This window comes from Variovorax boronicumulans (assembly GCF_009811375.1).
In the GTDB taxonomy this organism is placed as follows: domain Bacteria; phylum Pseudomonadota; class Gammaproteobacteria; order Burkholderiales; family Burkholderiaceae_C; genus Variovorax; species Variovorax boronicumulans.
On sequence record NZ_BKDH01000004.1, the window covers coordinates 371,874 to 396,839 of the forward strand.

The 24,966-nt window shown below is 69.1% G+C and carries 21 protein-coding genes and 1 pseudogene; 12 read left to right on the forward strand and 10 right to left on the reverse strand.

Annotated elements, in window-relative coordinates; genetic code table 11:
• Positions 1-36 precede the first annotated feature (36 nt).
• Positions 37-2,043: a PhoX family protein gene (locus tag VHAB30_RS26760; protein ID WP_159279181.1), complete on the forward strand. Its 2,007-nt coding sequence runs from the start codon at positions 37-39 to the stop codon at positions 2,041-2,043.
• Positions 2,044-2,077: 34 nt separating this feature from the next.
• On the opposite strand, the gene VHAB30_RS26765 is transcribed toward VHAB30_RS26760, so the two are convergent.
• A complete protein-coding gene (locus VHAB30_RS26765; protein ID WP_159279182.1) occupies positions 2,078-2,551 on the reverse strand; it encodes an Lrp/AsnC family transcriptional regulator in 474 nt (157 codons plus the stop codon).
• A gap of 105 nt (positions 2,552-2,656) precedes the next feature.
• Here VHAB30_RS26765 and mdeB point away from each other — a divergent pair, with 105 nt between their 5' ends.
• From mdeB to VHAB30_RS26815, 10 genes and pseudogenes are all read left to right on the forward strand, one after another.
• Positions 2,657-5,317, forward strand: a complete 2,661-nt coding sequence (gene mdeB, locus VHAB30_RS26770; protein ID WP_159279183.1) for an alpha-ketoglutarate dehydrogenase — start codon at positions 2,657-2,659, stop codon at positions 5,315-5,317.
• A gap of 74 nt (positions 5,318-5,391) precedes the next feature.
• Positions 5,392-6,168: a FadR/GntR family transcriptional regulator gene (locus VHAB30_RS26775; protein WP_070063260.1), complete on the forward strand. Its 777-nt coding sequence runs from the start codon at positions 5,392-5,394 to the stop codon at positions 6,166-6,168.
• Positions 6,169-6,325: 157 nt separating this feature from the next.
• Complete coding sequence (locus tag VHAB30_RS26780) at positions 6,326-7,651, forward strand: MFS transporter (protein ID WP_095747283.1); 1,326 nt, start codon at positions 6,326-6,328, stop codon at positions 7,649-7,651.
• A gap of 13 nt (positions 7,652-7,664) precedes the next feature.
• Positions 7,665-8,597 (forward strand): annotated as a pseudogene (gene ltnD / locus VHAB30_RS26785) (L-threonate dehydrogenase); the annotation flags it as partial.
• A 43-nt stretch (positions 8,598-8,640) separates the two neighbouring features.
• Complete coding sequence (denD, locus tag VHAB30_RS26790; protein ID WP_159279184.1) at positions 8,641-9,654, forward strand: D-erythronate dehydrogenase; 1,014 nt, start codon at positions 8,641-8,643, stop codon at positions 9,652-9,654.
• 3 nt (positions 9,655-9,657) lie between these two features.
• Entirely contained in the window at positions 9,658-10,929 is a 1,272-nt protein-coding gene (gene otnK / locus VHAB30_RS26795; RefSeq protein WP_159279185.1) for a 3-oxo-tetronate kinase, read from the forward strand.
• Positions 10,926-11,591, forward strand: a complete 666-nt coding sequence (locus tag VHAB30_RS26800) for a class II aldolase/adducin family protein (protein ID WP_159279186.1) — start codon at positions 10,926-10,928, stop codon at positions 11,589-11,591. Before otnK ends, VHAB30_RS26800 begins: the two co-directional genes overlap by 4 nt.
• Before the next feature lie 12 nt (positions 11,592-11,603).
• The gene (otnI, locus tag VHAB30_RS26805; protein WP_159279187.1) at positions 11,604-12,422 is read left to right on the forward strand and encodes a 2-oxo-tetronate isomerase; all 819 of its coding nucleotides are present in this window, start codon (positions 11,604-11,606) and stop codon (positions 12,420-12,422) included.
• A complete protein-coding gene (locus tag VHAB30_RS26810) occupies positions 12,419-13,627 on the forward strand; it encodes an amidohydrolase family protein (protein WP_159279188.1) in 1,209 nt (402 codons plus the stop codon). The genes otnI and VHAB30_RS26810 overlap by 4 nt, the downstream gene beginning before the upstream one ends.
• Positions 13,624-14,091, forward strand: a complete 468-nt coding sequence (locus tag VHAB30_RS26815) for a RidA family protein (protein ID WP_062479653.1) — start codon at positions 13,624-13,626, stop codon at positions 14,089-14,091. The genes VHAB30_RS26810 and VHAB30_RS26815 overlap by 4 nt, the downstream gene beginning before the upstream one ends.
• On the opposite strand, the gene VHAB30_RS26820 is transcribed toward VHAB30_RS26815, so the two are convergent.
• The 9 genes from VHAB30_RS26820 to VHAB30_RS26860 form a co-directional block, all read right to left on the reverse strand.
• The gene (locus tag VHAB30_RS26820; RefSeq protein ID WP_159279189.1) at positions 14,084-14,734 is read right to left on the reverse strand and encodes a TetR family transcriptional regulator C-terminal domain-containing protein; all 651 of its coding nucleotides are present in this window, start codon (positions 14,732-14,734) and stop codon (positions 14,084-14,086) included. The two genes, VHAB30_RS26815 and VHAB30_RS26820, sit on opposite strands and share 8 nt — an antisense overlap.
• Positions 14,731-15,693, reverse strand: a complete 963-nt coding sequence (locus VHAB30_RS26825; RefSeq protein WP_159279190.1) for a PDR/VanB family oxidoreductase — start codon at positions 15,691-15,693, stop codon at positions 14,731-14,733. The genes VHAB30_RS26820 and VHAB30_RS26825 overlap by 4 nt, the downstream gene beginning before the upstream one ends.
• A 21-nt stretch (positions 15,694-15,714) precedes the next feature.
• Entirely contained in the window at positions 15,715-16,308 is a 594-nt protein-coding gene (locus VHAB30_RS26830) for an NAD(P)H-dependent oxidoreductase (RefSeq protein ID WP_062479647.1), read from the reverse strand.
• Between the two features lie 142 nt (positions 16,309-16,450).
• Positions 16,451-17,479, reverse strand: a complete 1,029-nt coding sequence (locus VHAB30_RS26835; RefSeq protein WP_159279191.1) for an ABC transporter substrate-binding protein — start codon at positions 17,477-17,479, stop codon at positions 16,451-16,453.
• Positions 17,480-17,538: 59 nt separating this feature from the next.
• A complete protein-coding gene (locus VHAB30_RS26840) occupies positions 17,539-18,918 on the reverse strand; it encodes an FAD-binding oxidoreductase (RefSeq protein WP_174250295.1) in 1,380 nt (459 codons plus the stop codon).
• On the reverse strand, positions 18,908-19,795 hold the full coding sequence (locus tag VHAB30_RS26845) for an ABC transporter permease (RefSeq protein ID WP_174250296.1): 888 nt from the start codon (positions 19,793-19,795) through the stop codon (positions 18,908-18,910). The genes VHAB30_RS26840 and VHAB30_RS26845 overlap by 11 nt, the downstream gene beginning before the upstream one ends.
• Entirely contained in the window at positions 19,773-20,582 is an 810-nt protein-coding gene (locus tag VHAB30_RS26850; RefSeq protein WP_062479639.1) for an ABC transporter ATP-binding protein, read from the reverse strand. Before VHAB30_RS26850 ends, VHAB30_RS26845 begins: the two co-directional genes overlap by 23 nt.
• A 14-nt stretch (positions 20,583-20,596) precedes the next feature.
• Entirely contained in the window at positions 20,597-21,418 is an 822-nt protein-coding gene (locus tag VHAB30_RS26855; protein WP_062479637.1) for a creatininase family protein, read from the reverse strand.
• Positions 21,419-21,588: 170 nt separating this feature from the next.
• The gene (locus tag VHAB30_RS26860) at positions 21,589-24,207 is read right to left on the reverse strand and encodes an autotransporter family protein (RefSeq protein ID WP_235926929.1); all 2,619 of its coding nucleotides are present in this window, start codon (positions 24,205-24,207) and stop codon (positions 21,589-21,591) included.
• A 201-nt stretch (positions 24,208-24,408) separates the two neighbouring features.
• Here VHAB30_RS26860 and VHAB30_RS26865 point away from each other — a divergent pair, with 201 nt between their 5' ends.
• Positions 24,409-24,924: a DUF1269 domain-containing protein gene (locus tag VHAB30_RS26865; protein WP_095950478.1), complete on the forward strand. Its 516-nt coding sequence runs from the start codon at positions 24,409-24,411 to the stop codon at positions 24,922-24,924.
• Positions 24,925-24,966: the final 42 nt, after the last annotated feature.

Below are 24,966 nucleotides of genomic sequence, written 5' to 3' on the forward strand. Positions count from 1 at the left end.
CCTCATGCCGAACCACCCACGATCCCTGGAAAACAAATGACTGATCAAGCCAAGGCGCCCGGCGCCTCCCGCCGTCACGCCCTGAAACTGCTGGGCGCCGCCCCGATGCTCCCGCTGGGCGGCGTCGCCTTCCTCACCGCCTGCGGCGGTGGCGGCGGCGGTGGCCAGGCCTTCCCGCCCTTCGTGGTACCGCCGCCGGCCCCCGCGCCGGCACCCGCACCGGCTGTGCAGTTCGTCTCGGCCGAATTCAACGGCATGGCCGCGCCCACGCTGGCCGACCCGGCCGCCATGGCCACGAACACGGTCGGCTCCACGCTCAAGGTGTCGTTCGACAACGGCAGTTCCACCGAATACCGCCTGGCCTACCAGCCCTTCTTCCTGACCGGCGACATGGTGCCGGACGGCAAGGGCGGCAAGATCCTCGCGGGCGGCTACGTCGACATCAAGAACCAGCCGATCATCGACGCCTCGGTGGCGGGCAAGGAGCGCCAGTTCTTCTCGGACAGCCCGGACGGCACCTCGCTGATCTCGCTGCCCAACGCCAACGTGCCCGGCGTCAAGGGCAAGGCGGTGTTCGCCGTTGTGCAGTTCGAATACACCAGTCGCAACCTGAAGGGCGACAACACCTACGGCACGCTGCCTTCGCCCATCGCGGTGCTCACGCTCGACCAGGACCAGACCACCGGCAAGCTGAGCCTGGTCAAGTACCACAACGTCGACATGTCGAGCGCCCACGGCCTGTGGATCACCTGCGGCGCCAGCCTGTCGCCGTGGAACACCCACCTGTCCAGCGAAGAGTACGAGCCCGACGCGACCACCGCCGCCGGCACCGACATGTTCAAGGCCTACAGCAAGAACGTGTTCGGCGATGAGACCAAGGCCAACCCGTACCACTACGGCCACCTGCCCGAGGTCACCGTGAACCCCGACGGCACCGGCAGCGTGAAGAAGCACTACTGCATGGGCCGCATCTCGCACGAGCTGATCCAGGTCATGCCCGACAACCGCACCGCCATCATGGGCGACGACTACACCAACGGCGGCTTCTTCATGTTCGTCGCCGACAAGGAAAAAGACCTGTCGGCCGGCACGCTCTACGTGGCCCGCTACGAAGCCGGCTACTCGATCGACCCCGCCGCAGCCGCCACCAAGATGACGTGGATCAACCTGGGCCATGCCACCAGCGCCGAGATCGAGGCACTGGCCAATACGCTCAAGGCCACCGACATCATGGACGTGACCACCGCCGACCCGCTCGACCCCACGTACACCGCCATGTACCTGGACGGCAAGGCCAGCTGGGGCCGCGTGAAGCCCGGCATGGAAAAGGCCGCGGCCTTCCTGGAAACCCACCGCTACGCCAACGTGAAGGGCGCCAGCATGGCCTTCACCAAGATGGAAGGCACCACCGTCAACATCAAGGACAAGGTGGCCTACTCCGCGCTGCAGAACATCCAGGACTCGATGGTCAGCGGCGGCAAGGGCTGGTCGGCGGCCAACAACATCGCGCTGCCCAAGAAGCTCAGCGCCGGCGGCGTGATGGCGCACAACCTTGCGGGCGGCCAGAAGGACACCGACGGCAAGTCCATCAACAGCGACTGGGTGCCGACGCAGACCCGCGCGTTGATCGTGGGCGAAGACCTCCCCACGCCCGACGCGCTGGGCAACACCTCCAGCCCCGACAAGATCGGCAACCCCGACAACATCAAGTTCTCGGAAAAGCTGCGCACGCTGTTCATCGGCGAGGACAGCAGCAGCCACGTCAACAACTTCCTGTGGGCCTACAACATCGACACCAAGAAGCTCTCGCGCCTCATGTCGATCCCCGCGGGCGGCGAATCGACTGGCCTGCATGCCGTGGACGAGATCAACGGCTGGACCTACATCATGAGCAACTTCCAGCACGCGGGTGACTGGGGCGGCATCCACTCGAAGGTGCAGGCCACGCTCGACCCGCTGGTGCGCGCCAACTACAAGGACCGCTACGCCGCGGCCGTCGGCTACCTCACGGCCGACCCGATCCAGATCAAGCTGGCGAAGTAAGGCGAGGCTGCCGCTGCGGCGGCTTGCGCTTGCTTCAGGACGGCGCTGCTGGCAACGGCAGCGCCGTTTTGTATCTCACCTGCTTGAGCGCAAAGCTCGAGCGGATCTTCTCGATCCCCGGGATCGGCGTGAGCTGCTCCATGATGAAGCGCTCCAGCGCCGCCATGTCGGCCACGGCGATGCGGATCAGGTAGTCGCTGTCGCCGGTCATCAGGTAGCACTCCATCACCTCGTCGTGCTCGGCGATGCGCTGCTCGAAGTCGGCCAGCGACTGCTTGCTCTGCGTGGTCAGGCTGATCGAGATGAACACGTTGAGCCCCAGGCCCAGCGCCTTGGCGTTCGCCAGCGCCACGTAGCGGTCGATCACGCCACTGGTCTCCAGCACCTTCACGCGCGCCAGGCAGGGCGAGGGCGACAGGTGCACGCGGCGCGCGAGTTCGACGTTCGACAGGGCGCCGTCGCGTTGCAGCTCGTCGAGAATGCGCAGGTCGATGGCGTCGAGTTCCATGAAATTCCGTGAAGCGCTTGATCTGCAGCATTTTATGCTTGCGAATAGCCATGAAGTCGCAGGTGCCGGTAGCTAATTTTCCGCAAGGCGGCTTAAAGTGCTGGCATGAACGCCCCGATCTCCGCCGACCAGATGCGCGCCCTGTTGCTCGACACGCCGCCGTCGCACGACCCCGACCCCGAAGAGACCGCCGAATGGCGCGACGCCTTCCTGGCGCTGGCGCAGACGCAAGGTCCGCAGCGCGCGCGCCAGATGCTGGCCGAGCTGGCGCGCCTGGCGCGGCAGCAGCGCATCGGTTGGCAGCCCGAGCTGGCCACGCCGTACGTCAACACCATCGCCGCGGCCGACCAGCCGCCGTTCCCGGGTGACCTCGCCGTCGAGGAAAAGCTCGCCTCGCTCATGCGCTGGAACGCGCTCGCCATGGTGGCCAAGGCCAACCAGGCGTACGGCGAACTCGGCGGCCATATCGCCAGCTACGCGAGCGCGGCCGACCTGTTCGAGACCGGCTTCAACCACTTCTTCCATGCGCGCAGCCCGGCGCACCGCGGCGACCTCGTGTTCTTCCAGCCGCACAGCGCGCCCGGCGTGTATGCGCGGGCCTACCTCGAAGGCCGCCTGAGCGAAGAAGACCTGAACCACTACCGCCAGGAACTCACCGCGCCGGCCTTCACCGACGGCAGCGGCGCGCGCGGCCTGTGCAGCTACCCGCACCCGTACCTGATGCCGGACTTCTGGCAGTTCCCCACCGGCTCGATGGGCATCGGCCCGATCAGCTCGATCTACCACGCGCGCTTCATGCGCTACCTCACTCACCGCAACCTCCTGAACTGCGAAGGCCGCAAGGTCTGGGGCGTGTTCGGCGACGGCGAGATGGACGAGCCCGAATCGATGAGCGCGCTGACGCTCGCCGCGCGCGAAAAGCTCGACAACCTCGTGTGGGTCGTCAACTGCAACCTGCAGCGCCTCGATGGCCCGGTGCGCGGCAACGGCCGCATCATCGACGAGCTCGAAAAGCTCTTCGCCGGGGCCGGCTGGAACGTCGTCAAGCTCGTGTGGGGCAGCGACTGGGACGGCCTGTTCGCGCAGGACGTGAGCGGCGCGCTCGCGCGCGTGTTCGCGGAAACCGTCGACGGCCAGATGCAGACCTTCGCCGCCAAGGACGGCCGCTTCAACCGCGACAACTTCTTCGGCCAGAACCCCGAGCTCGCGCGCCTGGCCGAAGGCATGACCGACGAGCAGATCGACCGCCTGAAGCGCGGCGGCCACGACCTCGTGAAGATCCATGCCGCGTACGCCGCCGCTGCCGCCCACAAGGGCCAGCCCACCGTGATCCTGGCCCACACCAAGAAGGGCTACGGCATGGGCAGCGCCGCGCAGGGCAAGATGACCACGCACTCGCACAAGAAGATGGGCGATGTCGACCTCATCGAGTTCCGCGACCGCTTCAACCTGCCGCTCACCGACGCGCAGGCCACCGCGATGGACTTCTACCGCCCGGCCGAAGACAGCGCCGAGATGCGCTATCTGCGCCAGCACCGCGAAGCGCTCGGCGGCGCCATGCCGCGCCGCGAGACCGCCTGCGACGTCGTGCCCAAGCCCGACATCGCGGCCTACGCGCAGTTCGCCACGGCCGCCGCGGGCAAGGAGATGAGCACCACCATGGCCTTCGTGCGCATGCTGGGCAACCTCATGAAGGACAAGGCGCTCGGTCCGCGCATCGTGCCGATCGTGGCCGACGAGGCGCGCACCTTCGGCATGGCCAACCTGTTCAAGCAGGTCGGCATCTATTCGAGCGTGGGCCAGCGCTATGCGCCGGAAGACATCGGCTCGGTGCTGAGCTACCGCGAAGCCACCGACGGCCAGATCCTCGAAGAGGGCATCAGCGAGGCCGGCGCCATCGCCAGCTGGACGGCCGCGGCCACCAGCTACAGCGTGCACGGCCTGGCGATGCTGCCGTTCTACATCTACTACTCGATGTTCGGCTTCCAGCGCGTGGGCGACGCCATCTGGGCGGCCGCCGACCAGCGCGCACGCGGCTTCCTGCTGGGCGCCACGTCGGGGCGCACCACGCTCGGCGGCGAAGGCCTGCAACACCAGGACGGCAGCAGCCACCTCGTGGCCGCGACGATTCCCAACTGCAAGGCCTACGACCCGGCCTTCGCGGGCGAGATGGCGGTCATCGTCGATGCGGGCATCCGCGAGATGATGGTCGAGCAGCAGGACGTGTTCTATTACGTCACGCTCATGAACGAGAACTACGCGCAGCCCGACCTGCCGGCCGGCGCCGAGGCCGACATCCTGCGCGGCTGCTACCGCTTCGGCACGTATGCGCCGGCATCGGGCAAGGCGAAGCAAAGCGTCACGCTGCTGGGCTCGGGCGCGATCCTCACCGAGGTCATCAAGGCGGCGCAGCAGCTGGCCGACGAAGGCATCGCGGCCGAGGTGTTCAGCGTCACGAGCTGGAGCGAACTCGCGCGCGACGGCCAGGCCTGCGAGCAGCGCGCGCTGGCCGGCGAGAAAGATGCCGGCACGCCCTTCGTCGCGCAGCAGCTCGGCAAGGGCAGCAAGGCCCCGATCGTCGCCGCCACCGACTACGTGCGCGCCCTGCCCGAGAGCGTGCGCGCCTTCCTGCCCGAAGGTCGCCGCTACCTCACGCTGGGCACCGACGGCTTCGGTCGCAGCGACACGCGCGCCGCGCTGCGCGGTTTCTTCGGTGTGGACGCGGCGAGCATCGCGCGGGCCGCGCGGCACGCGCTCGGCGCCTGACGCCAGCGCGGCCATGCGGCGTGACGGTGCGGTGCCTGCGTTAGAGTCGCAGGCCCCACCGCCTTCCCGCGCCCATGACCGCCCGCTTCCAGTCCCTTGCTCCCGCCGTCCGCCTGGCCGACCAGGTGGCGGAAGCGCTCGTGGCCGAGGTGCGCAGCGGGCGCCTGTCGGAAGGCGACCGGCTGCCCACCGAGACCGCGTTGGCCACGCAGTTCGGCGTGAGCCGCACGGTGGTGCGCGAGGCGGTGTCGCGGCTGAAGTCGCTCGGGCTGGTCGATTCGCGCCAGGGCAGCGGCGTGTACGTGCGCGCTGCCGGCGTGGAGCCGCTGCGCTTCGAGATGCCGCATGTGGCCTCGCGCGAAGCGGTGGTGCAGATGGTCGAGCTGCGCCGCGCGCTCGAGGCCGAGGTGGCCGCGCTCGCGGCCGAGCGCCGCACGCCCGAGGACATGCTGCGCATCCGCGACGCCATCGATGCGCTGCACGCGGCGGTGTCGATGGGCGGCAACGGGGCCGACGAGGACGTGCGCTTTCACCGCGCCATCGCCGAGGCCGCGCGCAACCCCTTCCTCATCGGCACGCTGCAGTACCTGCGGCAGTTCCTGCATGGCGCCACCCGCGTCACGCGCGCCAACGAGGCGCGCCGTGCCGACTTCGTGCGCGAAGTGGCGCAGGAACATGCGCGCATCGTCGAGGCCATCGACGCCGGCGACCCGCTGGCCGCGCGCGAGGCCGCCAAGGCCCACATGGACAACGCCATCCGCCGCATCGAGCAGGCCGACCCGGCCTTCTGGCAGCAGGAAGGCGCCCAGCTCGCCCGACCCCTGGTCGAAGGCTGGCCTGCGGGCAAGTAAGCCCACGCTTACTATTTTCTGAAGAGGACAGAATGTGCGGGTTATCCCGTATCCGGGAGCTTGTCTTAAATTTGTATGATGACCTGACAAGTAAGGGGCGACCGCGCCGCAGGGTGACGGGACGGCCCCGTTTTTTCATCCAGCGGACTCCCTCCCAATGACTTCCACCCTCCAGGCCGGCGCGCCCCTCGCGGCTGACGCGCCCGACGCCGCGCTCGAAAAACGCGCCTACGCCAAGGTGTTCTGGCGCCTCGTGCCCTTCCTGATGCTGTGCTACGTGGTCGCGTACCTCGACCGCGTGAACGTCGGCTTCGCCAAGCTGCAGATGGGCGCGGACCTCGGCTTCAGCGAAACCGTGTTCGGCCTGGGCGCCGGCATCTTCTTCCTGGGCTACTTCCTGTTCGAGGTGCCCAGCAACCTGCTGCTCAACCGCGTGGGCGCACGCGTGTGGATCGCGCGGATCATGATCACCTGGGGCCTGCTGTCGGCCTGCTTCGTATTCGTGGAAACGCCGACCAGCTTCTACATCCTGCGCTTCCTGCTCGGCGTGGCCGAGGCGGGCTTCTACCCCGGCGTGATCCTGTACCTGACGCACTGGTACCCGTCGCACCGGCGCGCGCGGATCATCGCGGTGTTCATGTCGGCGATTCCCGTGGCGGGCATCTTCGGCAACCCGCTGTCGGGCTGGATCATGGACGCCTTCCACGGCGTGTCGTCGATGCACGGCTGGCAGTGGATGTTCATCATCGAAGCCATTCCCGCCGTGCTGGTGGGCGTGATGGTGCTGTTCTACCTGGACAACGGCATCAAGCACGCACGCTGGCTCTCGCCTGAAGAGAAGAACCTGCTGCAGCGCGAGGTCGACCGCGACCAGGCGCACGGCGCCAAGGGCCCGCACTCGGTGGGCGCGATGTTCCGCGACGCGCGCGTGTGGTGGATGGCGCTCATCTACTTCGCCTTCGTCATGGGCCAGTACGCGCTGACCTTCTGGCTGCCCACGCTGGTCAAGGCCACGGGCGTGCAGGGCAACTTCAACATCGGCCTGCTCAGCGCCATTCCGTTCCTGTGCGCGATCGTCGCGATGAACCTGTTCGGGCGCAGCGCCGACGCGCGCCGCGAGCGCCGCTGGCACCTGATCATCCCCGCGATGATGGGCGCCGTGGGCTTCACGGTCGCGGCCTCGTACACACAGAACACGGTCGTGTCGCTGACCTTCCTGTCGCTCGCCGCGGCCGGCGTGCTCACCTGCGCGCCGCTGTTCTGGTCGCTGCCCACCGCCTTCCTCTCGGGCACGGCGGCGGCCGCCGGCATCGCGGTCATCAACTCGGTGGGCAACCTCGCGGGCTTCGTGAGCCCGTACCTCATCGGCTACCTGAAGGACCTCACGGGCAGCACGCAGATCGGCATGTACGTGCTGGCCGGCGCGCTGGTGCTCGGCGCCATCGGCGTGTGGCTCACGCCCAAGCAGTTGGTCAACCGTTGATCGAAGGACGCACGACATGACTTCTTCTTCCAGCAACACCCCCGTCGTCGGCCTCGTGGGCCTGGGCGCCATGGGCAACGGCATGGCGCAATCGCTGCGCCGCGCGGGCCATGCGCCGCATGTGTTCGACGTGCGCCCCGGCGTGGCCGAGGCCTTCGCGCGCGAAGGCGGCACCGCCTGCGACACGCTGGCCGCGCTTGGCGCGCAATGCGACATCGTGGTCAGCGTGGTCGTCAACGCGGCGCAGACCGAGTCGGTGCTGTTCGGCGACGGCACCACGCCCGGCTGCGCGGCATCGATGAAGCCCGGCAGCCTGTTCGTGATGTGCTCCACCGTCGACCCGAACTGGTCGGTGGCGCTCGAAGCGCGCCTGGCGCAGCAGGGCATCCTGTACCTCGATGCGCCCATTTCCGGCGGCGCCGCCAAGGCCGCGAGCGGCCAGATGACGATGATGACCGCCGGCACGCCCGCGGCCTATGAGAAGGCCGGCGCCATGCTCGACGCGATGGCCGCCAAGGTCTACCGCCTGGGCGATTCGGCCGGTGCGGGCAGCAAGGTGAAGGTCATCAACCAGCTGCTGGCCGGCGTGCACATCGCCGCCGCGGCCGAGGCCATGGCGCTGGGCCTGCGCGAAGGCGTGAACCCCGACGCGCTGTACGAGGTCATCACCCACAGCGCCGGCAACAGCTGGATGTTCGAGAACCGCATGGCCCACGTGCTGGCGGGCGACTACACGCCGCTGTCGGCCGTCGACATCTTCGTGAAGGACCTGGGCCTGGTGCTCGACGTGGCGCGCGCCAGCAAGTTTCCGCTGCCGCTGTCGTCCACCGCGCACCAGATGTTCATGCAGGCCTCCACGGCCGGCTTCGCGCGCGAAGACGACAGCGCGGTCATCAAGATCTTCCCGGGCATCGAACTGCCTGCTGCGAAAGAATCGAAAAAATAGCATCGAGCGTCTGCGCTCCACCGACCCAGGAAAGACACACACCATGAACGTTCTCATCACCGGCGGCTGCGGCTTCCTCGGCGCCCGCCTCGCCCGCACCCTGCTCGCCGGCGGCCCGCTCGCACTGGCCGGCGGTCCGGCCAAAGACATCGCACGCATCACGCTGGCCGACCGCGTGCCGCCGCCTGCCGACCTCGCCGCCGACGCGCGCATCCAGTTCGTGCAGGGCGACCTCTACGAGCAGGCCGCCAACGGCGCGCTGCCGCTGGCCGACACCGACGCCGTGTTCCACCTCGCCGCCGCGGTGAGCGGCGAGTGCGAGGCCGACTTCGACCTCGGCATGCGCAGCAACCTCGACACCACGCGCGCCCTGCTCGACGCCTGCCGCAGCGCGGGCCATGCGCCCGTGTTCGTGTTCTCCAGCTCCGTCGCCGTGTTCGGCGATTCGCCCGAGCAGCGCCTGCCCGCGGTGATCGAGGACACCACGCTGCCCACGCCGCAGAACAGCTACGGCATCCAGAAGTTCATCGGCGAGCAGCTCGTGGCCGACTACACGCGCAAGGGCTTCGTGCAGGGCCGCAACGTGCGGCTCATGACGGTGTCGGTGCGCCCGGGCCGCCCGAACGGCGCGGCCTCCAGCTTCCTGAGCGGCATGCTGCGCGAGCCGCTGGCCGGCGTGCGCGCACGCTGCCCCGTGGCCCCCGAGACGCCGGTCGCACTGGCCTCGCCCGGCAACACCGTCGCGGGCATCGTGCGCGCGGCCACCGCCGGCGCCGCCGAATGGGGCGCGCGCACCGCCATCAACCTGCCCGCGCTGACCACCACCGTGCGCGAGATGGCGCAGGCGCTCGAGCGCATCGCCGGCACCGAGGCCACCGCCCTCATCGACTGGGAACCCGACGCCGCCATCGCGAAGATCGTCACCAGCTGGCCCAGCCGCATCCACGCGGCGCGCGCCGAGGCGCTGGGCCTGAAGGCCGACGCCAGCTTCGACGCCATCCTGCGCGACTACGTGCGCGAGAACGCGCAGGCGGTCACGCTCGCGCTGAAGGGCTGAGCGATGGCGAAGCTCGTGCTCGGCTGCATCGCCGACGACTTCACCGGCGCCACCGACCTGGCCAACAACCTCGTGCGCGCCGGCATGCGCGTGGTGCAGACCATCGGCGTGCCCGCCGGCCCGCTCGATGCCGACGTGGATGCCGTGGTGGTCGCGCTCAAGTCGCGCACCATCGCGCCGGCCGAGGCCATCGCGCAGTCGCTCGAGGCGCTGCGCTGGCTGCAGGCGCAGGGCGCGCAGCAGATCTACTTCAAGTACTGCTCCACCTTCGACAGCACGGCCCAAGGCAACATCGGCCCCGTGACCGAGGCGCTGATGGACGCGCTGCAATGCGACTTCACCATCGCCACGCCCGCCTTCCCCGACAACAAGCGCACCGTGTTCAAGGGCTACCTGTTCGCGGGCGACGTGCTGCTCAACGAGAGCGGCATGCAGAACCATCCGCTCACGCCGATGACCGACCCGAACCTCGTGCGCGTGCTGCAGGCGCAGTGCACGCGCAAGGTGGGGCTCATCGACCACGCGGTGGTCGCACGCGGCGCAGCGGCGATCGAAGAACGCATCGCGCAGCTGAAGGCCGAGGGCGTGACCATCGCCATCGTCGACGCCGTGTCGAACGACGACCTGCTGCGCATGGGCCCGGCGCTCGCGAAGCTACCGCTGCTCACGGCGGGCTCGGGCGTGGCCATCGGCCTGCCGGCCAACTTCGGCCTTGCGCCGTCGTCGCAGGCCAGCGCCTTGCCGAAGGCCGGCGGCAAGACGGCGGTGGTCTCGGGCAGCTGCTCGCTGGCCACCAACCGGCAGGTGCTCGACTTCATCCAGCGCGGCGGCGCGGCGATGGCCATCGACCCGCTGCGCATCGCGGCGGGCGTAGACGTGACGGCCGAAGTGCTGGCCTGGGCCGCACCGCTCATCGACAAGGGTTCTGTGCTCGTCTACTCGACCGCTGAAGCCGGCGCCGTGAAGTCGGTGCAGGGGCGGCTCGGCGTGGAAGAAGCCGGCGCGATGGTCGAACGCACCATCGCCGCCATTGCGCGCGGCCTGGTCGAGCGCGGCGTGCACCAGCTGGTGGTGGCCGGCGGCGAAACCTCGGGCGCCTGCGTGCAGGCGCTGGGCATCGCGCAGATGCAGATCGGTCCGCAGATCGACCCCGGCGTGCCGTGGTGCCATGCGCGCTGCGATGCGGCGCCCGAAGCGGGGCTGCACATCACGCTGAAGTCGGGCAACTTCGGCAGCGACGATTTCTTCACCAAAGCTTTTACAGTGCTCGCATGACCGAGAACGAAACCCGCGACGAAATCTGCCGCGTCGGCCGCAGCCTGTTCGAGCGCGGCTACGTGCATGCCACGGCCGGCAACATCAGCGTGCGGCTGGACGACGGTTTCCTCATCACGCCGACCGATGCCTGCCTGGGTTTTCTCGACCCCGCGCGGCTCGCACGGCTCGATGCGCAGGGCCAGCAGACCGGCGGCGACCGCGCCAGCAAGACCATCGCGCTGCACACGCGCATCTACGCCGCCGCGCGCGGCTTCGATGCCGCCACGGCCTGCGTGATCCACACGCACAGCACGCATTGCGTGGCCCTGACCCTGGGCAACCCGCAGGCCGAACTGCTGCCCGCGCTCACGCCCTACTTCGTGATGAAGGTCGGCCATGTGCCGGTCATCCCGTACCACCGCCCCGGCGCGCCCGAGGCGGCCGAGCAGGTGGCACAAACCATCGCGCGCTACGGCGCGGCCGGCACGCCGATCCGCGCGGCGATGCTCGCGCGCCTGGGCCCCAACGTCTGGCACGAGACGCCGGCCGCCGCGATGGCCGTGCTCGAAGAGCTGGAAGAAACCGCCCGTCTGCAGATGCTCACGCAGGCCACCCGGCCCGCACCGCTCACCCCCGACCAGATCGATGAACTGCGCCGCACTTTCGGTGCGCGCTGGTAGTACAAACACCCCATGCCCCAATTCGCCGCCAACCTCTCGATGCTCTACCCGGAGCTCGCATTTCTCGACCGCTTCGACGCCGCCGCGAAAGACGGCTTCCAGGCCGTCGAGTACCTCTTCCCCTACGACTTCAGCAAGGAAGACATCGTCGCCCGCCTGAAGCACAACGGCCTGCAGCAGGTGCTGTTCAACGGCCCGCCCGGCGACTGGGCCGGCGGCGAACGCGGCCTGGCCTGCCTGCCGGGGCGCGAGGGCGAGTTCCGCGAAGGCATTGCGAAAGCCATCGACTACGCCGTGGCGCTCGACTGCTCGCGCATCCACGTCATGGCCGGCCTCGTGCCCGAAGGCCTCACGCGCGAGGCGGCAGAGGCCGTCTATGTCGGGAACCTGCGCTGGGCCGCGGCCGAGGCCGCGAAGGCCGGGCGCGACGTGCTGATCGAGCCGATCAACACGCGCGACATCCCGCGCTTCTTTCTCAACCGCCAGGACCACGCGCACCAGATCGTCGAGACCGTGGGCGCCGCCAACCTCAAGGTGCAGATGGACCTGTACCACTGCCAGATCGTCGAAGGCGACGTGGCGATGAAGCTGCGCCAGTACCTGCCGACCGGCCGCGTCGGCCACCTGCAGATCGCGGGCGTGCCCGAGCGCCACGAGCCCGATGTGGGCGAGCAGAACTACGACTACCTCTTCGGCGTGATCGACGAGGTGTCGGCGCAGTGCGGCTGGCAGGGCTGGGTCGGTTGCGAGTACCGACCGCGCCGCGGCATGGAGCCCGGCGGCACCTCGGCCGGCCTGGGCTGGCTGCGCGACTGGCGCCAGCGCGCATGACGACCACGCGGCTCGAAGCGCTGCGCATTCCGGCGCCGCTGCGGGGCTTTGCAGCGGCGGGCGATGCGCAGGTCTTCGACGTCACGATCGACGGCGACAAGGTCGCGGCCATCGCGCCCAGCGCGTCGCAGACGCAGGCGCGCGGCACGCTGCTGAGCGCGCTCGTCGAGGCGCACGCGCACATCGACAAGAACTTCACCGTGCAGGACGTCGGCGCCGCGCAGGGCGACCTGTTCACCGCCATCGAACGCATGGGCCGTCACCGCGCGAGCTGGACCGGCGCCTCGCTGCGCCTGCGCATGGAGCGCGCGCTGCACGAGGCCTGGCGCGCCGGCACGCGCGCGCTGCGCACGCACCTGGACTGGGTCGAGCCCGAGCCGCCGGCCGCGCTGGCCGTGTTCGAGGCGCTGCGCGAGGAATGGGCCGGCCGCATCGAGCTGCAGTTCGTCGCGCTCGTGCCGCTCGATGTGTTCGCCGACCTCGCCGCCGGTGAGCGCATCGCGCGCGACGTGAAGCGCGCGGGCGGTTCGCTGGGCGCTTTCATCTACCGCAACGACGGCCTCTTCGCCAAGCTGGGCCGCGTGTTCGACCTCGCGCAGCAGCACGGGCTGGGGCTGGACTTCCACGTCGACGAAGGCCTGGACACCGACGCCAGCGGCCTGCGCAGCATCGCGCAGCTGGTGCGCGCGCGCGACTTCAAGGGCCGCGTGGTCTGCGGCCACGCCTGCTCGCTCTCGGTACAGGACGACGCCGTGGCCGCCGAAACGCTCACGCTGTGCGCCGGCGCCGGGCTGCACCTGGTCGCGCTGCCGACCACCAACCTCTACCTGCAGGGCGCGTGGGACCGCACGCCCGTGGCGCGCGGCATCACGCGCATCCGTGAGGCGGCTGCGCACGGCCTGCGCGCCAGCCTGGCCACCGACAACGTGCAGGACGCCTTCTATCCCTACGGCAGCTACGACCTGCTCGAGACCTTCGGGCTGGGCGTGCAGATGGCGCACCTGGCGCCTGCCGCCGACTGGCTCGACACCATCACCGTGAACCCCGCCAAGGCGCTGGGGCTCGCGTGGGACGGCCGCATCGCGCCGGGCTGTCCGGCCGACCTGGTGGTGCTGGCCGCCACCGACGAACACGAACTCATCGGCCCGCGCGGACGGCAACGCACCGTCTACCGCGCAGGCCGGGCACTGGAGAACACACCATGAGCATGGGCAAGCCGATGGCCAACTATGCCGCCGCCAAGCGCGTCGGCGATTTCGTCTTCATGAGCGGCGTGGTCGCCGTCGACCCGGCCACGCGCCGTGCGGTGGCCGGCTACGACGCCATCCCGGAAGAAGCCCGCACCGCGCTGCAGGGCGTGGGCTATGCCACGGGCCAGATGTCGGTCGACATCTTCGAGGCGCCCATCGTGGCGCAGAGCTGGTTCGTGCTGGAGCGCATCCGCCAGATCGCCGCCGAGCACGGCGGCACCATGGAAGACGTGGTGAAGCTGGTGCAGTACTTCCGCCACCTGCCGCACTACGCCTTCTACAACCGCGTGCGCGGCCTGTTCTATCCGGGCGAGCCGCCGGTGAGCACGGTGGTCGAGGTGTCGCGCTTCCTGCCGGGCGACGAGGTGCTCGTCGAGGTGGAAGCCACCATGTACCTGCCGCAGCGCGCGGCTACTTGACGCCCGCGCCCTTGAGCAGGAACTCCGTCACCTGCTCGATCAGGTAGCGGCGGTCCTTGTCGTCGCCCTGCTGCGCCGTGTTGCGGTAGTAGGCGGCCTGCGTGGCGTGGTCGGCATAGAACTGCGTCACGGCCCAGATGTGGAACAGCACCAGCATCGGGTCGGCTGTGTCCATGAGGCCCTGGTTCATCCAGTTCTGGATCACGGCGGCGGCCTGGTCGGTGCGCTGCTTGCTCGTGTCCATCATGCTGTTGATGACAGGCGCGCCGCGCATCATCTCGGCGGTGAAGATGCGCGAGCGCAGCGGATGCTCGAACGAGAACATCATCTTGCGCTGGATCAGGTCGCCCAGCACCTTGCGCGGGCCGAAGGCCTCGTCGCTGAAGCCGAACACCACGATCCAGTCGGTCAGGATGTCCTGCAGCACCTGGCGGTACAGCGCCTCCTTGCTGTCGATGTAGTAGTGCAGCTGCGCCTTCGACAGGCCCGCCTTGTCGGCGATGGCCTGCGTCGACGCGCCGGCCAGGCCTTCGCTGGCGAACACCTCGATGGCGGCCTGGTTGATGAGGCCGAGCACCTGCGTGTACTTGCGCGAACGCCCGCGCGTGGCGGGGGCTTCGCTGTCGGTGTCCGTCACGCTCACAGCTGCAGCACCAGGTCGGGGCCCTTGGCGCGCGAGCAGCACAGTGCCACCTTGGTGCGCCGCTCGGTGCCCGTGAGGCAGAAGTCGCGGTGCTCGGCGCCGTTGCCGTCGCCCTCGACCACGCAGGTGCCGCACAGGCCCTGCTGGCACGACACGGGGATGTCGATGCCCACTTCGTGCAGCGCGTCGACCGCGGTCTGGTCGGCCGCCACCGGCACCTCGATGCCGCGCCGCGCCAGCTTCAGCGTGAAGGGCAGGCCCGTGGTGGCGGCGGCCGTGCCGGTGGGCGCGGCGAAGTACTCGGTGTGCAGTGAGTCCTCGGGCCAGTGCGCGGCGGCCTCGCGCACGGCCTGCATGAAGCCGCCGGGGCCGCAGACGTACAGGTGCGTGTCGGGCGCGCGCTCGGCCAGCAGCGTGCGCAGGTCGATGCGTTGCGTCGCGTCGCCCTGGTCCAGGTGCAGCTTCAGGTGCGGCGCCAGCGCGGGCGCGTGCAGCGCTTCGGCAAAGGCCAGGTGCTCCTCGCTGCGCGCGAACACGCACAGCGTGAAGTCGGCGCCGCGCGCGGCCAGTGCCTGCGCCATGGCCAGCAGCGGCGTCATGCCGATGCCGCCGGCCAGCAGCAGGTGGCGGCGGGCTTCGGCGCGCAGCGGGAAGGTGTTGCGCGGCGCGCTGATCGCAATGAGGTCGCCCTCGCGCACGCGCTCGTGCATCGAGGCCGAGCCGCCGCGGCTGGCGTGTTCGCGCTTCACGCCGATCACGTAGCCGCCGCTGCCCGAGGGCGCGCGCGCCAGCGAGTACTGGCGCGAGAAGCCGCCGGGCATGTGCACGTCGATGTGCGCGCCGGCCTCGTAGCCGGGCAGCGGCCGGCCCCACGGGTGCGTCAGCTCGAAGGCCAGGATTTCCGGCGTCTGGCGCGAGATGCGTTCGACACGGACGGTCAGCGTGCGTTCGAGGCTCATGGTGTGTGTCTCCCTGCGTGTCTACTGGATGTTGTGCAGCGTGCGCGCCACGCGCGCGATGAAATGGGTGCGGTCGCGGTCGGTGACGGCGTTCATGTCGTGCAGCTGCAGCCACGTGACCTTGCAGCGCCACGCGAACAGCGCCCGCAGCGCGCGCGTGAACAGCCGCCGCCCCGGGTCGCCGATGGCCATCACGAACCAGCGCGGCGAGCCGCCCGTGGTCACCACCGTCAGCCGCCGGATGTGCCGCATGCCCGACTTCGCGAGTTGTCCCTTGCGTTCGGCGGGCAGGAAGGCCACGCCCGGCAGCCACACGCGCTCGAGCCAGCCCTTGAGCATGGACGGTGGTCCATGGAACCAGGTGGGGTAGACGAACACCAGGTGCTCGGCCCACAGCAGCGCTTCGACGTGGGGTTTCACGCGTTCGCGGATCAGTTCGGGGTTGTCGAGGTAGGCGATGCGCTCTTCGCGTGTCAGCGTCGGGTCGAAGCCCTCGGCGTACAGGTCGATGGCCTTGACGGGGTGTCGCGGCGTGAGGGCCTCGAGGGCGGTGCGGTACAGCGCGTGGTTGAAGCTGTCAGGGTTCGGATGGCAATGGACGACGAGCGTTTTCATGGTTCGGGCCGGTTCGCCTGTTCGGCGAGACGGGGTCAGAGCCCAAGGGAACAAAGGCCGCGCAGTGCCTTATGGCAACCCAGGCGCCGGCATCTGACCCCGGCGCAAGCCCCGCGCGACCCACGGGAAAGAACGAAGCGAATTACTTGCCGGTGAGCTTCTTGCGGATGTCGACACCGACGCCCTTGTTGACGAACTGCGTGGTCGCGACCTTCGACAGGTCGATCTCGCCGGGCTTGTACAGGCCGGCCTTGACCATCTTGTCGTAGAAGTCCTTCACGCGTGCTTCGTCCATCGCGCCGATGCCCTTGGTGAGCGAGTCGCCGCTGTCCACGATGCCCATCTTCTTGATGAGATCGATGGAGCCCTGCAGCGCGGCCGGCGTGGCGTCGGGGTTGGTCTTGGCCATGAGCTCGTTGGCGGCCTTGTTGTCGCCGTAGAGGTAGTTGTTCCAGCCAACGATCGAGGCCTCGATGAACTTGCGCACCGTCTCGGGCTTGGTCTTGATGAGGTCGGCGCGGGTCTCGATGGTGGTGGCGTAGGTCGAGAAGCCGTGGTCGGCCAGGAGGTGCACCACCGGGTCGAAGCCGGCCTGGGCCTTGATCGACAGCGGCTCCGAGATGGCGTAGCCCTGCTGGATCGATTTCTTGTCGGCCAGGAACGGGCCCACGTTGAAGGTGTAGGGCTTGAGCTGCGAATCCTTGAAGCCGTGCTCCGACTTCATCCACTGCCAGAAGCTGAACTGGCCGTCCTTGCCGATGAAGGCCACGGGCGCCTTGGTCATGTCCTTGAAGGTGTCGTAGCCCTGGCCCGGGTGGGCGAACATGGCCTGCGGGTCTTTCTGGAAGATGGCCGCGACCACCACGGTGGGCACGCCGTTCTTCACGTTGTCGAAGGACTGCAGCAGGTTGCCGGTCATGAGGAAGTCGATCTTGCCGGCCGGCAGCATGGGCCGGTTGTTGACCATCGGGCCGCCCTGCATGATTTCCACGTCGAGCCCGTACTTCTTGTAGGTGCCGTCCACCAGCGCCTGGTAGAAGCCGCCGTGGCCGGCCTGCGCCTTCCAGTTGGTGGCGAACACCACTTTTTCCTGAGCGTGCGCGGCGAAGGCAGCACCTGCGAGGGCCAGGCCGAAGGCCAGCGGCCGAAGAGAGAAAGCGGGGATGCGCATGGGGACGGACTCCTGTGGAGGTTGGGGTAGGGACGGGATGCGAAGACTAAATGCTTTTCTCAGCGCTCGACGGCCATGTCGGGCGTCCAGCCGCGCGTCTTGCCGGGGTTCATCAGGCCCATCGGGTCGCTGCGCTTCTTGAACTCGATCTGCTGCGTGTCGATGGTCTTCATGCCGCCGTCCTCGATGGTGAAGACGTGCGGGTTGAAGATCTGCGCGCCGCCCTGCGACTCGATCTCGCGCATCACCTCGTACTGGTGGGCCTCGCCCTTCCAGCGCACGAGCAGGATGCCGAAGGTGCCGCACTGGCCGTTGGCGCGCGCGAAGTCCTGGTGCTGCAGCACGTCGTCGCCGAAGATTTGCATGTGGCGCTCGACCACGGCCGGGTCGAAGGGCTGGGCGTAGGCCACCTGCAGGTAGGTCCAGCTGCGGTCGGCCTTCAGCGCCTGCAGCGTCGTGTGGTTGAAGGCGCACTCGTAGGCTGGCGGCAGGCCCTCGGCCTGCAGCTCGGCCTCGGTGCCGGCCACCGACAGGGTGCCGCCGTGCACCGCCGCGAGCGCGCGGAACTCGGCCATGGAGTCGGGCGAGACCATGGTGAACACCGCGTGCCGGTCGGTCGGAAAGCGATCGCCCATGGCCGTGTAGTAGGGCGAGAAGCGCGCCTCCACGGTCGACAGCAGGAAGATGTCCAGCGAGGGCGCCTGAGCGGCAATGCCGAAGTCGAGCGCGCCGCGGTAGGTGTCGAACAGCGCCGTGCAGTGCACCCAGTCGACCGCCGGGCTCAGCGCCACCTCCACGTCGAGGATCACGCCGTTGGTGCCGTAGGCGTGGTGCACCTGCTGGATCTCGTCGCCCACCAGCTCGATGACGCGCGGCTCGCGCTCCACCGTCATCACGCGCGCGCGCAGCAGGTTGCCGGGGTCGCGCAGGATGCCGTGGCGGAACGACCCGATGCCGCCGAAGCCGCCCGCGATGAAGCCGCCGATGCTGGCCACGTGCCAGGTCGAGGGCCACATGCGCAGCGCCTGCCCGGTCTCGCGCGCGGCCAGGTCGATGTCGTGCATGCGCGCGCCGGCCTCGACGCGGATGCGGCCGTCGGCCAGGTCGAGCACGCGGCACATCTGCGTCACGTCGAGCACGAGCCCGCCTTCGAGCGGCACGCACTGGCCGTAGTTGCCGGTGCCGCCCGCGCGCACGGTGAGCGGCAGCTTCCATTTGGCGGCCACGGCCGCGGCCTGGCGCACGTCGTCTTCGGTGCTGACCTTGACCACGAGGTCGGCCACGCAGCCCGCGAGCTGCGCCGTGAGGATCGGGCTGTACCAGTAGAAGTCCTTCGACAGCTGCTTGCGCTGGCTGGGCGTGGCGATCACGTTCAGGCCGCGCAGCTCGTCGCGCACGGCGTCCCAATCGACCGTGGACAGCGGGGTTCTAGCGTTCACGGCGCATCTCGCTCTCGTGCCAGTGGCCGAGCACCAGCCGCGACAGGGCGGCGAACACGATGAAGATCACGATGCCCAGCAGAGACACCAGCAGCAGCGCCGCGAACATCATCGGGATCTCGGTGCGGAAGCTCGACTCGAGGATGCGCGAGGCCAGCCCCGTTTCCTTGCCCGCCGTGCCGGCCGTGAACTCGGCCACCACCGCGCCGATCAGGCTCAGGCCGCCGGCGATCTTCAGGCCCGCCATGAAGTACGGCAGCGCGCTGGGCGCCAGCAGGTAGCGGAAGGTCTGCCAGGGCGAGGCCTTGTACAGCTGGAACAGGTCGCGCAGGTTGCTGTCGGCGCTCTTCAGGCCGATGACGGTGTTCGACAGGATGGGGAAGAAGGCCACGATCCACGCGCAAAGCAACAGCGCCGCGGTGGTGCTCGACACGTAGATCAATATGAGCGGCGCGATCGCGATGATCGGCGTCACCTGCAGGATCACGGCGATCGGGAACAGGCCGATCTCCACCCACTTGAACAGCGCGAACGCAATCGCCAGCAGCACGCCGCCGACGATGGCGGCGCCCAGCGCCAGCAGCGTGAGCTTCACCGTGAACCACAGCGCGCCCGAGAGCGAACCCCAGTTGTCGAACAGCGTGCGCAGGATGAGCGAGGGCGCCGGCAGGATGTAGTGCGGGATGTCGTTGGCGCGCACCATCCATTCCCACACCAGCAGCAGCGCCGCGACGATGACGACCGGCACGACGATGCGCAGCGTGGCCTCGCGCCGGCGCAGCTTGTCTTCGTGCGCGCGCAGCGTCTCGGCGGACGGCGTGGCTTCGTTGGTGGTGTCGAGGGGCATCACGGTTTCAATGGTCGATGTCGAGGCCATGGAGCGCTCCGTGCAGAGATTGCGAAACAGCCGTGCAGTGCGCGTTGTAGCGGCTGGAGGTGCGGAAGGCCTCGCCGCGCGGGTAGGGCTCGTCGATGGCGATCTCGTCGATCACCCGGCCCGGGCGTGCCGCCATCACGACGATGCGGTTCGACAGGTAGACCGACTCGTACACGCTGTGCGTGACGAACACGATCGAGAAGCGGTGCTCGCGCCAGATGGCCAGCAGGTCGTTGTTGAGCTTGATGCGCGTCATCTCGTCGAGCGCGGCAAAGGGCTCGTCCATGAGCAGCAGGCGCGGGTGCGTGACCAGCGCGCGCGCGATCGACACGCGCATCTTCATGCCGCCCGAGAGCTCGCGCGGGTACACGTCGGCAAAGCGCGAGAGGCCGACCAGCTCCAGCACGTGCTGCACCACCGGCGCGGCTTCGTCGCGGCTCATGCCCGCGAGCTTGAGCGGCAGCCAGACGTTGTCGAACACCTTGGTCCAGGGCATGAGCGTGGGCTCCTGGAACACGAAGCCCAGGTCGCGGTCGCTCTTGCTGTCCTTGGCGCTGCCGGTGTTGGCGCCCGACCACTGCATGTCGCCCGAGCTGATGCGCGTGAGCCCGGCAATCAGCCGCAGCGCGGTGCTCTTGCCGCAGCCCGAGGGGCCCAGGAAGCTGACGAAGTCGTGCTCGCCGATGTCGAGTGTCATGCCCTGCAGGGCGAGCGTGCCGTTGGCAAAACGCTTGCCGACGTTGCGCAGGCGGACCAGGGGCGGCGTGGATGGCGTGGTGCTTTCCATGGGACTCCTTGGCGTCAGCGCCAGGCCGGAACGTTGGCCAGGCGCGAGAGCGGGAAGCGGTCGATCTCGTGCAGCAGCTCGACGAAGCGCTGGCCCACGTGGTCGAGCACCGCGGCGCCCTTCTCGGCGCTGGCGCGGGTGGCGTCGCCGGCGGCGCCGGCGGGGTTGATGTCGTGCATCTGCCAGCCGAGCTTGCCGCTGGGCGTGATCGACAGGAACTTGTTCTCGGCCGCCAGCTGCTCGGTCATGGAGCCGAAGTTCTGGAACTGATCCTTGCGCACGTAATCGGGCGTGAGGTGCAGCATCACCGAGCTCTCGAGGTCGCCGGCGTGGATGCCGTGCTTGCCTTCGTGCGCGGTGAACAGGCCCTCGGGCAGGCCCAGCGTGTACCAGTTGGCGGCCACGACCATCATGTCGTGCTCTTCGCGCAGGTCGCGCGCCACGATGTCCATGACGCTCATCTGGCCGCCGTGGCTGTTGTAGAGCACCAGCTTGCGCACGCCGGCCTTGGCGACGCAGGCGCCGACGTCCTTCCACAGCGAGATCAGCGTGTTCGCCGACACCGTGAGCGTGCCCGGGTAGCGCGAGTGCTCGTTGCTCTTGCCGTAGGGCACGGTGGGCAGGAACAGCACCGGCAGGTCGTCGGGCAGGTAGGGCAGGCTGGCGCGCACCATGCCGTCGATGGTGGCGGTGTCGGTCGACATCGGCAAATGGGGGCCGTGCTGTTCGGTCGCCCCCACCGGCAGCACGGCGATCAGCCGTTCGCGGTCGAGGCGGGAGAACTCTTCACTGGTCAGGTCGGACCAGAAGCGGCTGCGCAAGGGGGGGTGATTCATCGGGGTGTACCTCGTGGCGGGCGGACGGGATGATGGGCTAAATTATCCATACGGTCAAAAAAGACTGGCTATCCGTGGATACCCGTTGATCTTTATCAAGCAAACCGCATGCCATCAAATTTGCACGGACGGTCAAAAGTCGAGCCGTCCGGGCGCCCGGCGCCCCGGGGTCACCAGCGCATGCGCAGCCCCAGTTGCCCTTGCACGCCGGTCTGCTCGGTGATGCCGATGGCGCTGGTGTAGGCCAGGCCGCCGTAGACCGACAGCGTCTTGTTCACCTGCCCGACGATGCCGCCGCCCACTTCGAGGGCGCTCGCGTTGCGGCGGTTGGCGACCCGGTCGGTCGGCCCGAAGTACAGGGCGTTGCTGCCGCTGAAGGTGTGCCACAGGTTGAGCTTCAGGTAGGGCTTCCAGACGCCGCCGCCCGCCTCGAAGCGGCCTTCGAGCCGCGCGCCCAGCCGGCCGGTGACGGCGTTGTCGCGCTGGAAGCGCACGGTCGAGAGGCCGTCGTCGAAGTCGTCGAGCGAACTGCGCTGCCAGATGAGCTGCACCTGCGGCTGCAGCGTGACGGTGTCGCTCAGCGCCAGCGGGTAGCCGGCCTCGAGCGATGCGGTCACGCTGGTGCCGTGCGGGCGGCCGCCGCGCCCCAGGGTGGAGCGCGCATCGGCCTTGTAGCGCGTGGCCAGCAGCACGGCGTCGCTGTACCAGCCGCTGCTCGCGATGCGCGTCCAGTAGGCGCCCAGGCTGTAGCCCTCGACGGTGAGCCGGCCGGCCGCCTCGTTGGTGGCGCCGCCGGCCACGCCGCTCGCGTGGCCGCTGGCCCGCGTGTAGCCGCCCAGCACGCCGACGCGGTGGCGCCCGCCCGCGCTGTCGGTGGCCGCCAGAAAGTCGTGGCCCAGCTGCAGGCCGCTGACGCTGCCGTCGAACTGCGGATTGGCATCGCCGCGCAGGCGCTGCCGCGTGCTTTCGCCGAACACGCGGCCCCACGAGGCCTGCCGGCCTTCACCGTCCGCGAGCAGTTGCGCATCGCCCTGCCGGTCGTGGAAGGTGCCCAGCTGCGCCAGCCCGAGGCGGCGCACGGCGATCGGCAGGGCGCTGTACAGCGGCACCTCGGGCCGGTAGAGCTTGACCTGTTCCACCGTCGCCGGCGAGCCTGTCTCGGCGATCACCTCGGCGGCTTCCTCCAGCGAGCCCACCACGGTGCCGCCCACGAGGTAGCCGTTGTTGCGCAGGTACCAGTTGTCGCGGTTATTGCCCGTCGCGCCGCCGCGGAACAGCCGGTAGTTGTAGGCGCCGGCCTCCACCGCCTGGGTCAGCGAGAACGCCTGCTCGGCCGTGGTGCCGCCGTTGACGGCCTGCACCACCAGGATGCCGTCGGCCAGCGTGGGCGCGCCCAGGCCGCCGCGGTTCACCACGCGCAGGCCGGTGGACCCCGTGGCCGCACCGCCGTCGATCACCAGCTTGTCCGAAGGTGCGTTGTCGCCCGCCAGCACGGTGTTGACCTGCAGCAGTGCGCCGCTGCCGCCCACGTAGTTGCCGCGCACCGTGAAGGCGCCGAAGCCGACGCCGTCGTTCGGGCCGGGCAGCAGCGTGCCCTGGTTCGTCACGTTGCCCGCGAAGGTGCCGGTGCCGGCCACGGTGGTGCCGGGCAACACCGTGATGACGGGGCTGGTCAGCGTGGCGGGCAGGGTGAAGCGGCCGGACTCGACGCGGATCGAATCCGAGAAGCTCGCGTCGGTCAGCCACGACCACGCGGTGCCGCGCATCGTCAGGTGCTGGAAGTTGCGGAAGGCGTTGTCGACCGTGCCGCTGCCTTCGAGAAAGGTGCTGGCTGTCTTGCCGACGCCGCCGTCGGCGCCGCCCTTGATGACCGAGCCGGTCTGCAGGATCAGCGTGCCGTTGCCGAGCGCGCCCATGTAGATCGCGTCGGTGCTGGCGGTGCCGCCGTGGCCTTCGATGGTGCCGGCGTTGACCAGCACGTCGTTGCCGTTCTGGCCGCGGTAGCCGTAGCCGTTGGCGCTCGAGAACGAGGCGCCGGCCCGGTTCTCCACGCGCGAGAAGAAAGTGCCGCCGAGCGTGTTCGCATGCACCGCGTCGGCGCCGCCCGCCGGCGAGTTGGCGCCCGTGGTGGCGATGCTGCCGGTGTTCACCAGCAGGTTGGCCACGAGGTTGCCGCCCTGCAGGTACACGCCCTTGGCCGAGGTGCCGATGGCCGAGATGCTGCCGTTGTTGACCACCGTGTTGCCCGGGCCCAGCAAAGAGATGCCGTGCGAGCTGAGGCCCGTGGTGCCGATGCTGCCGTTGTTGGTGATGCGCGTGCGCGTGCTGCTGTTCGACGTGACCAGGATGCCCGCGGTGCCGCTGCTCGTGGTGCGCAGCGTGCCGTTGTTGGTCAGCGTGTTGTCGTTGCCCGTGGCGACCATCGCCGCGCGCGCCGAGCCCGAGCCGCCCGACACCGTGATCGTGCCGTTGTTGGTGATGGTGCTCGCATCGCGCACCAGCAGCGCCTGCGTGGCGTTGGTGGTCAGCGTGGCGCCGCTGTTCACGGTGATGGTGACGCCGGTGCTGCCCGGCGTGGCGATCACGCTGGGCGATACGGTCGTGGTGCCGTCGCAGACCACGATGTCGCCGGTGACCGGCGTGGCGGTGGGGCCGCAGGCCGCGTGCGCGGCGCCGCCCGCCAGCCCTGCAAGGGCGGCCGCGAGCCAGGGAAGGGGGGATGCCGGATGACGGCGGGGAAAAGAAAACCGAGAAAAGTGGGAAAACCGGGGGCCTCGCTCCATGCGCATGTCGTCTGCTCCTTCTTGTTTTTCATGAGGCCGTGGGGGCCTGGAGCGGCGGATTATTCAGTGCAATTGCCCTTCTGGAAACCGACGAACTTCCGTACTCACCGGGTCGGTCCCGATGGCGCGCCGACTTGAATGCGGCCCTTGTTGAGCCTATAACTCAAGCATGGTCTCTTGCTCGTCGCAAGACGGAAAGGAGGCGCCGTGAAAAGACGCATCTATTGGCTGTTGCCGGACCTGGCGAGTGCCAGGCAGGCGATGCACGATCTGCTGCAGGCGCGTGTCGACATCGCGCACCTGCATTTCGCCGCACGCGAAGGCCAGGACATGGCCGGGCTCCATGCGGCCAACGTCTGGCAGACCTCCGACCTCGTTCACGCCGCCAAGACCGGCTGGGTGCTCGGCACCGCCTGCGGCGTGGTCGTCGGGCTGCTGGCCGCGCTGCTGTTCCCCGTGTTCGGCGACGAGCCCGAATGGGCCGTGGCCGTGGGCCTGGCGCTGCTGGGCGGCGTGGTGGGCGCCTGGTCGGCCACCATGGTCGGCGTGTCGATCCCGAGCCCGCGGCTGGCGCGTTTCGAGAGCGCCATCGCGCAGGGCCAGGTCCTGTTGATGGTCGACCTGCCGCCGGCGCGCGTGCGCGAGGTCGAGGCGATGCTGGAGGCCACGCACCCCGAGGCCCGCTTCGAGGGCGAAGAGCCGCGGATCCCGGCGATCCGCTGAAGCCGCCGCGCATGCGACTCCCGGAACCCCCGATGGCCACCC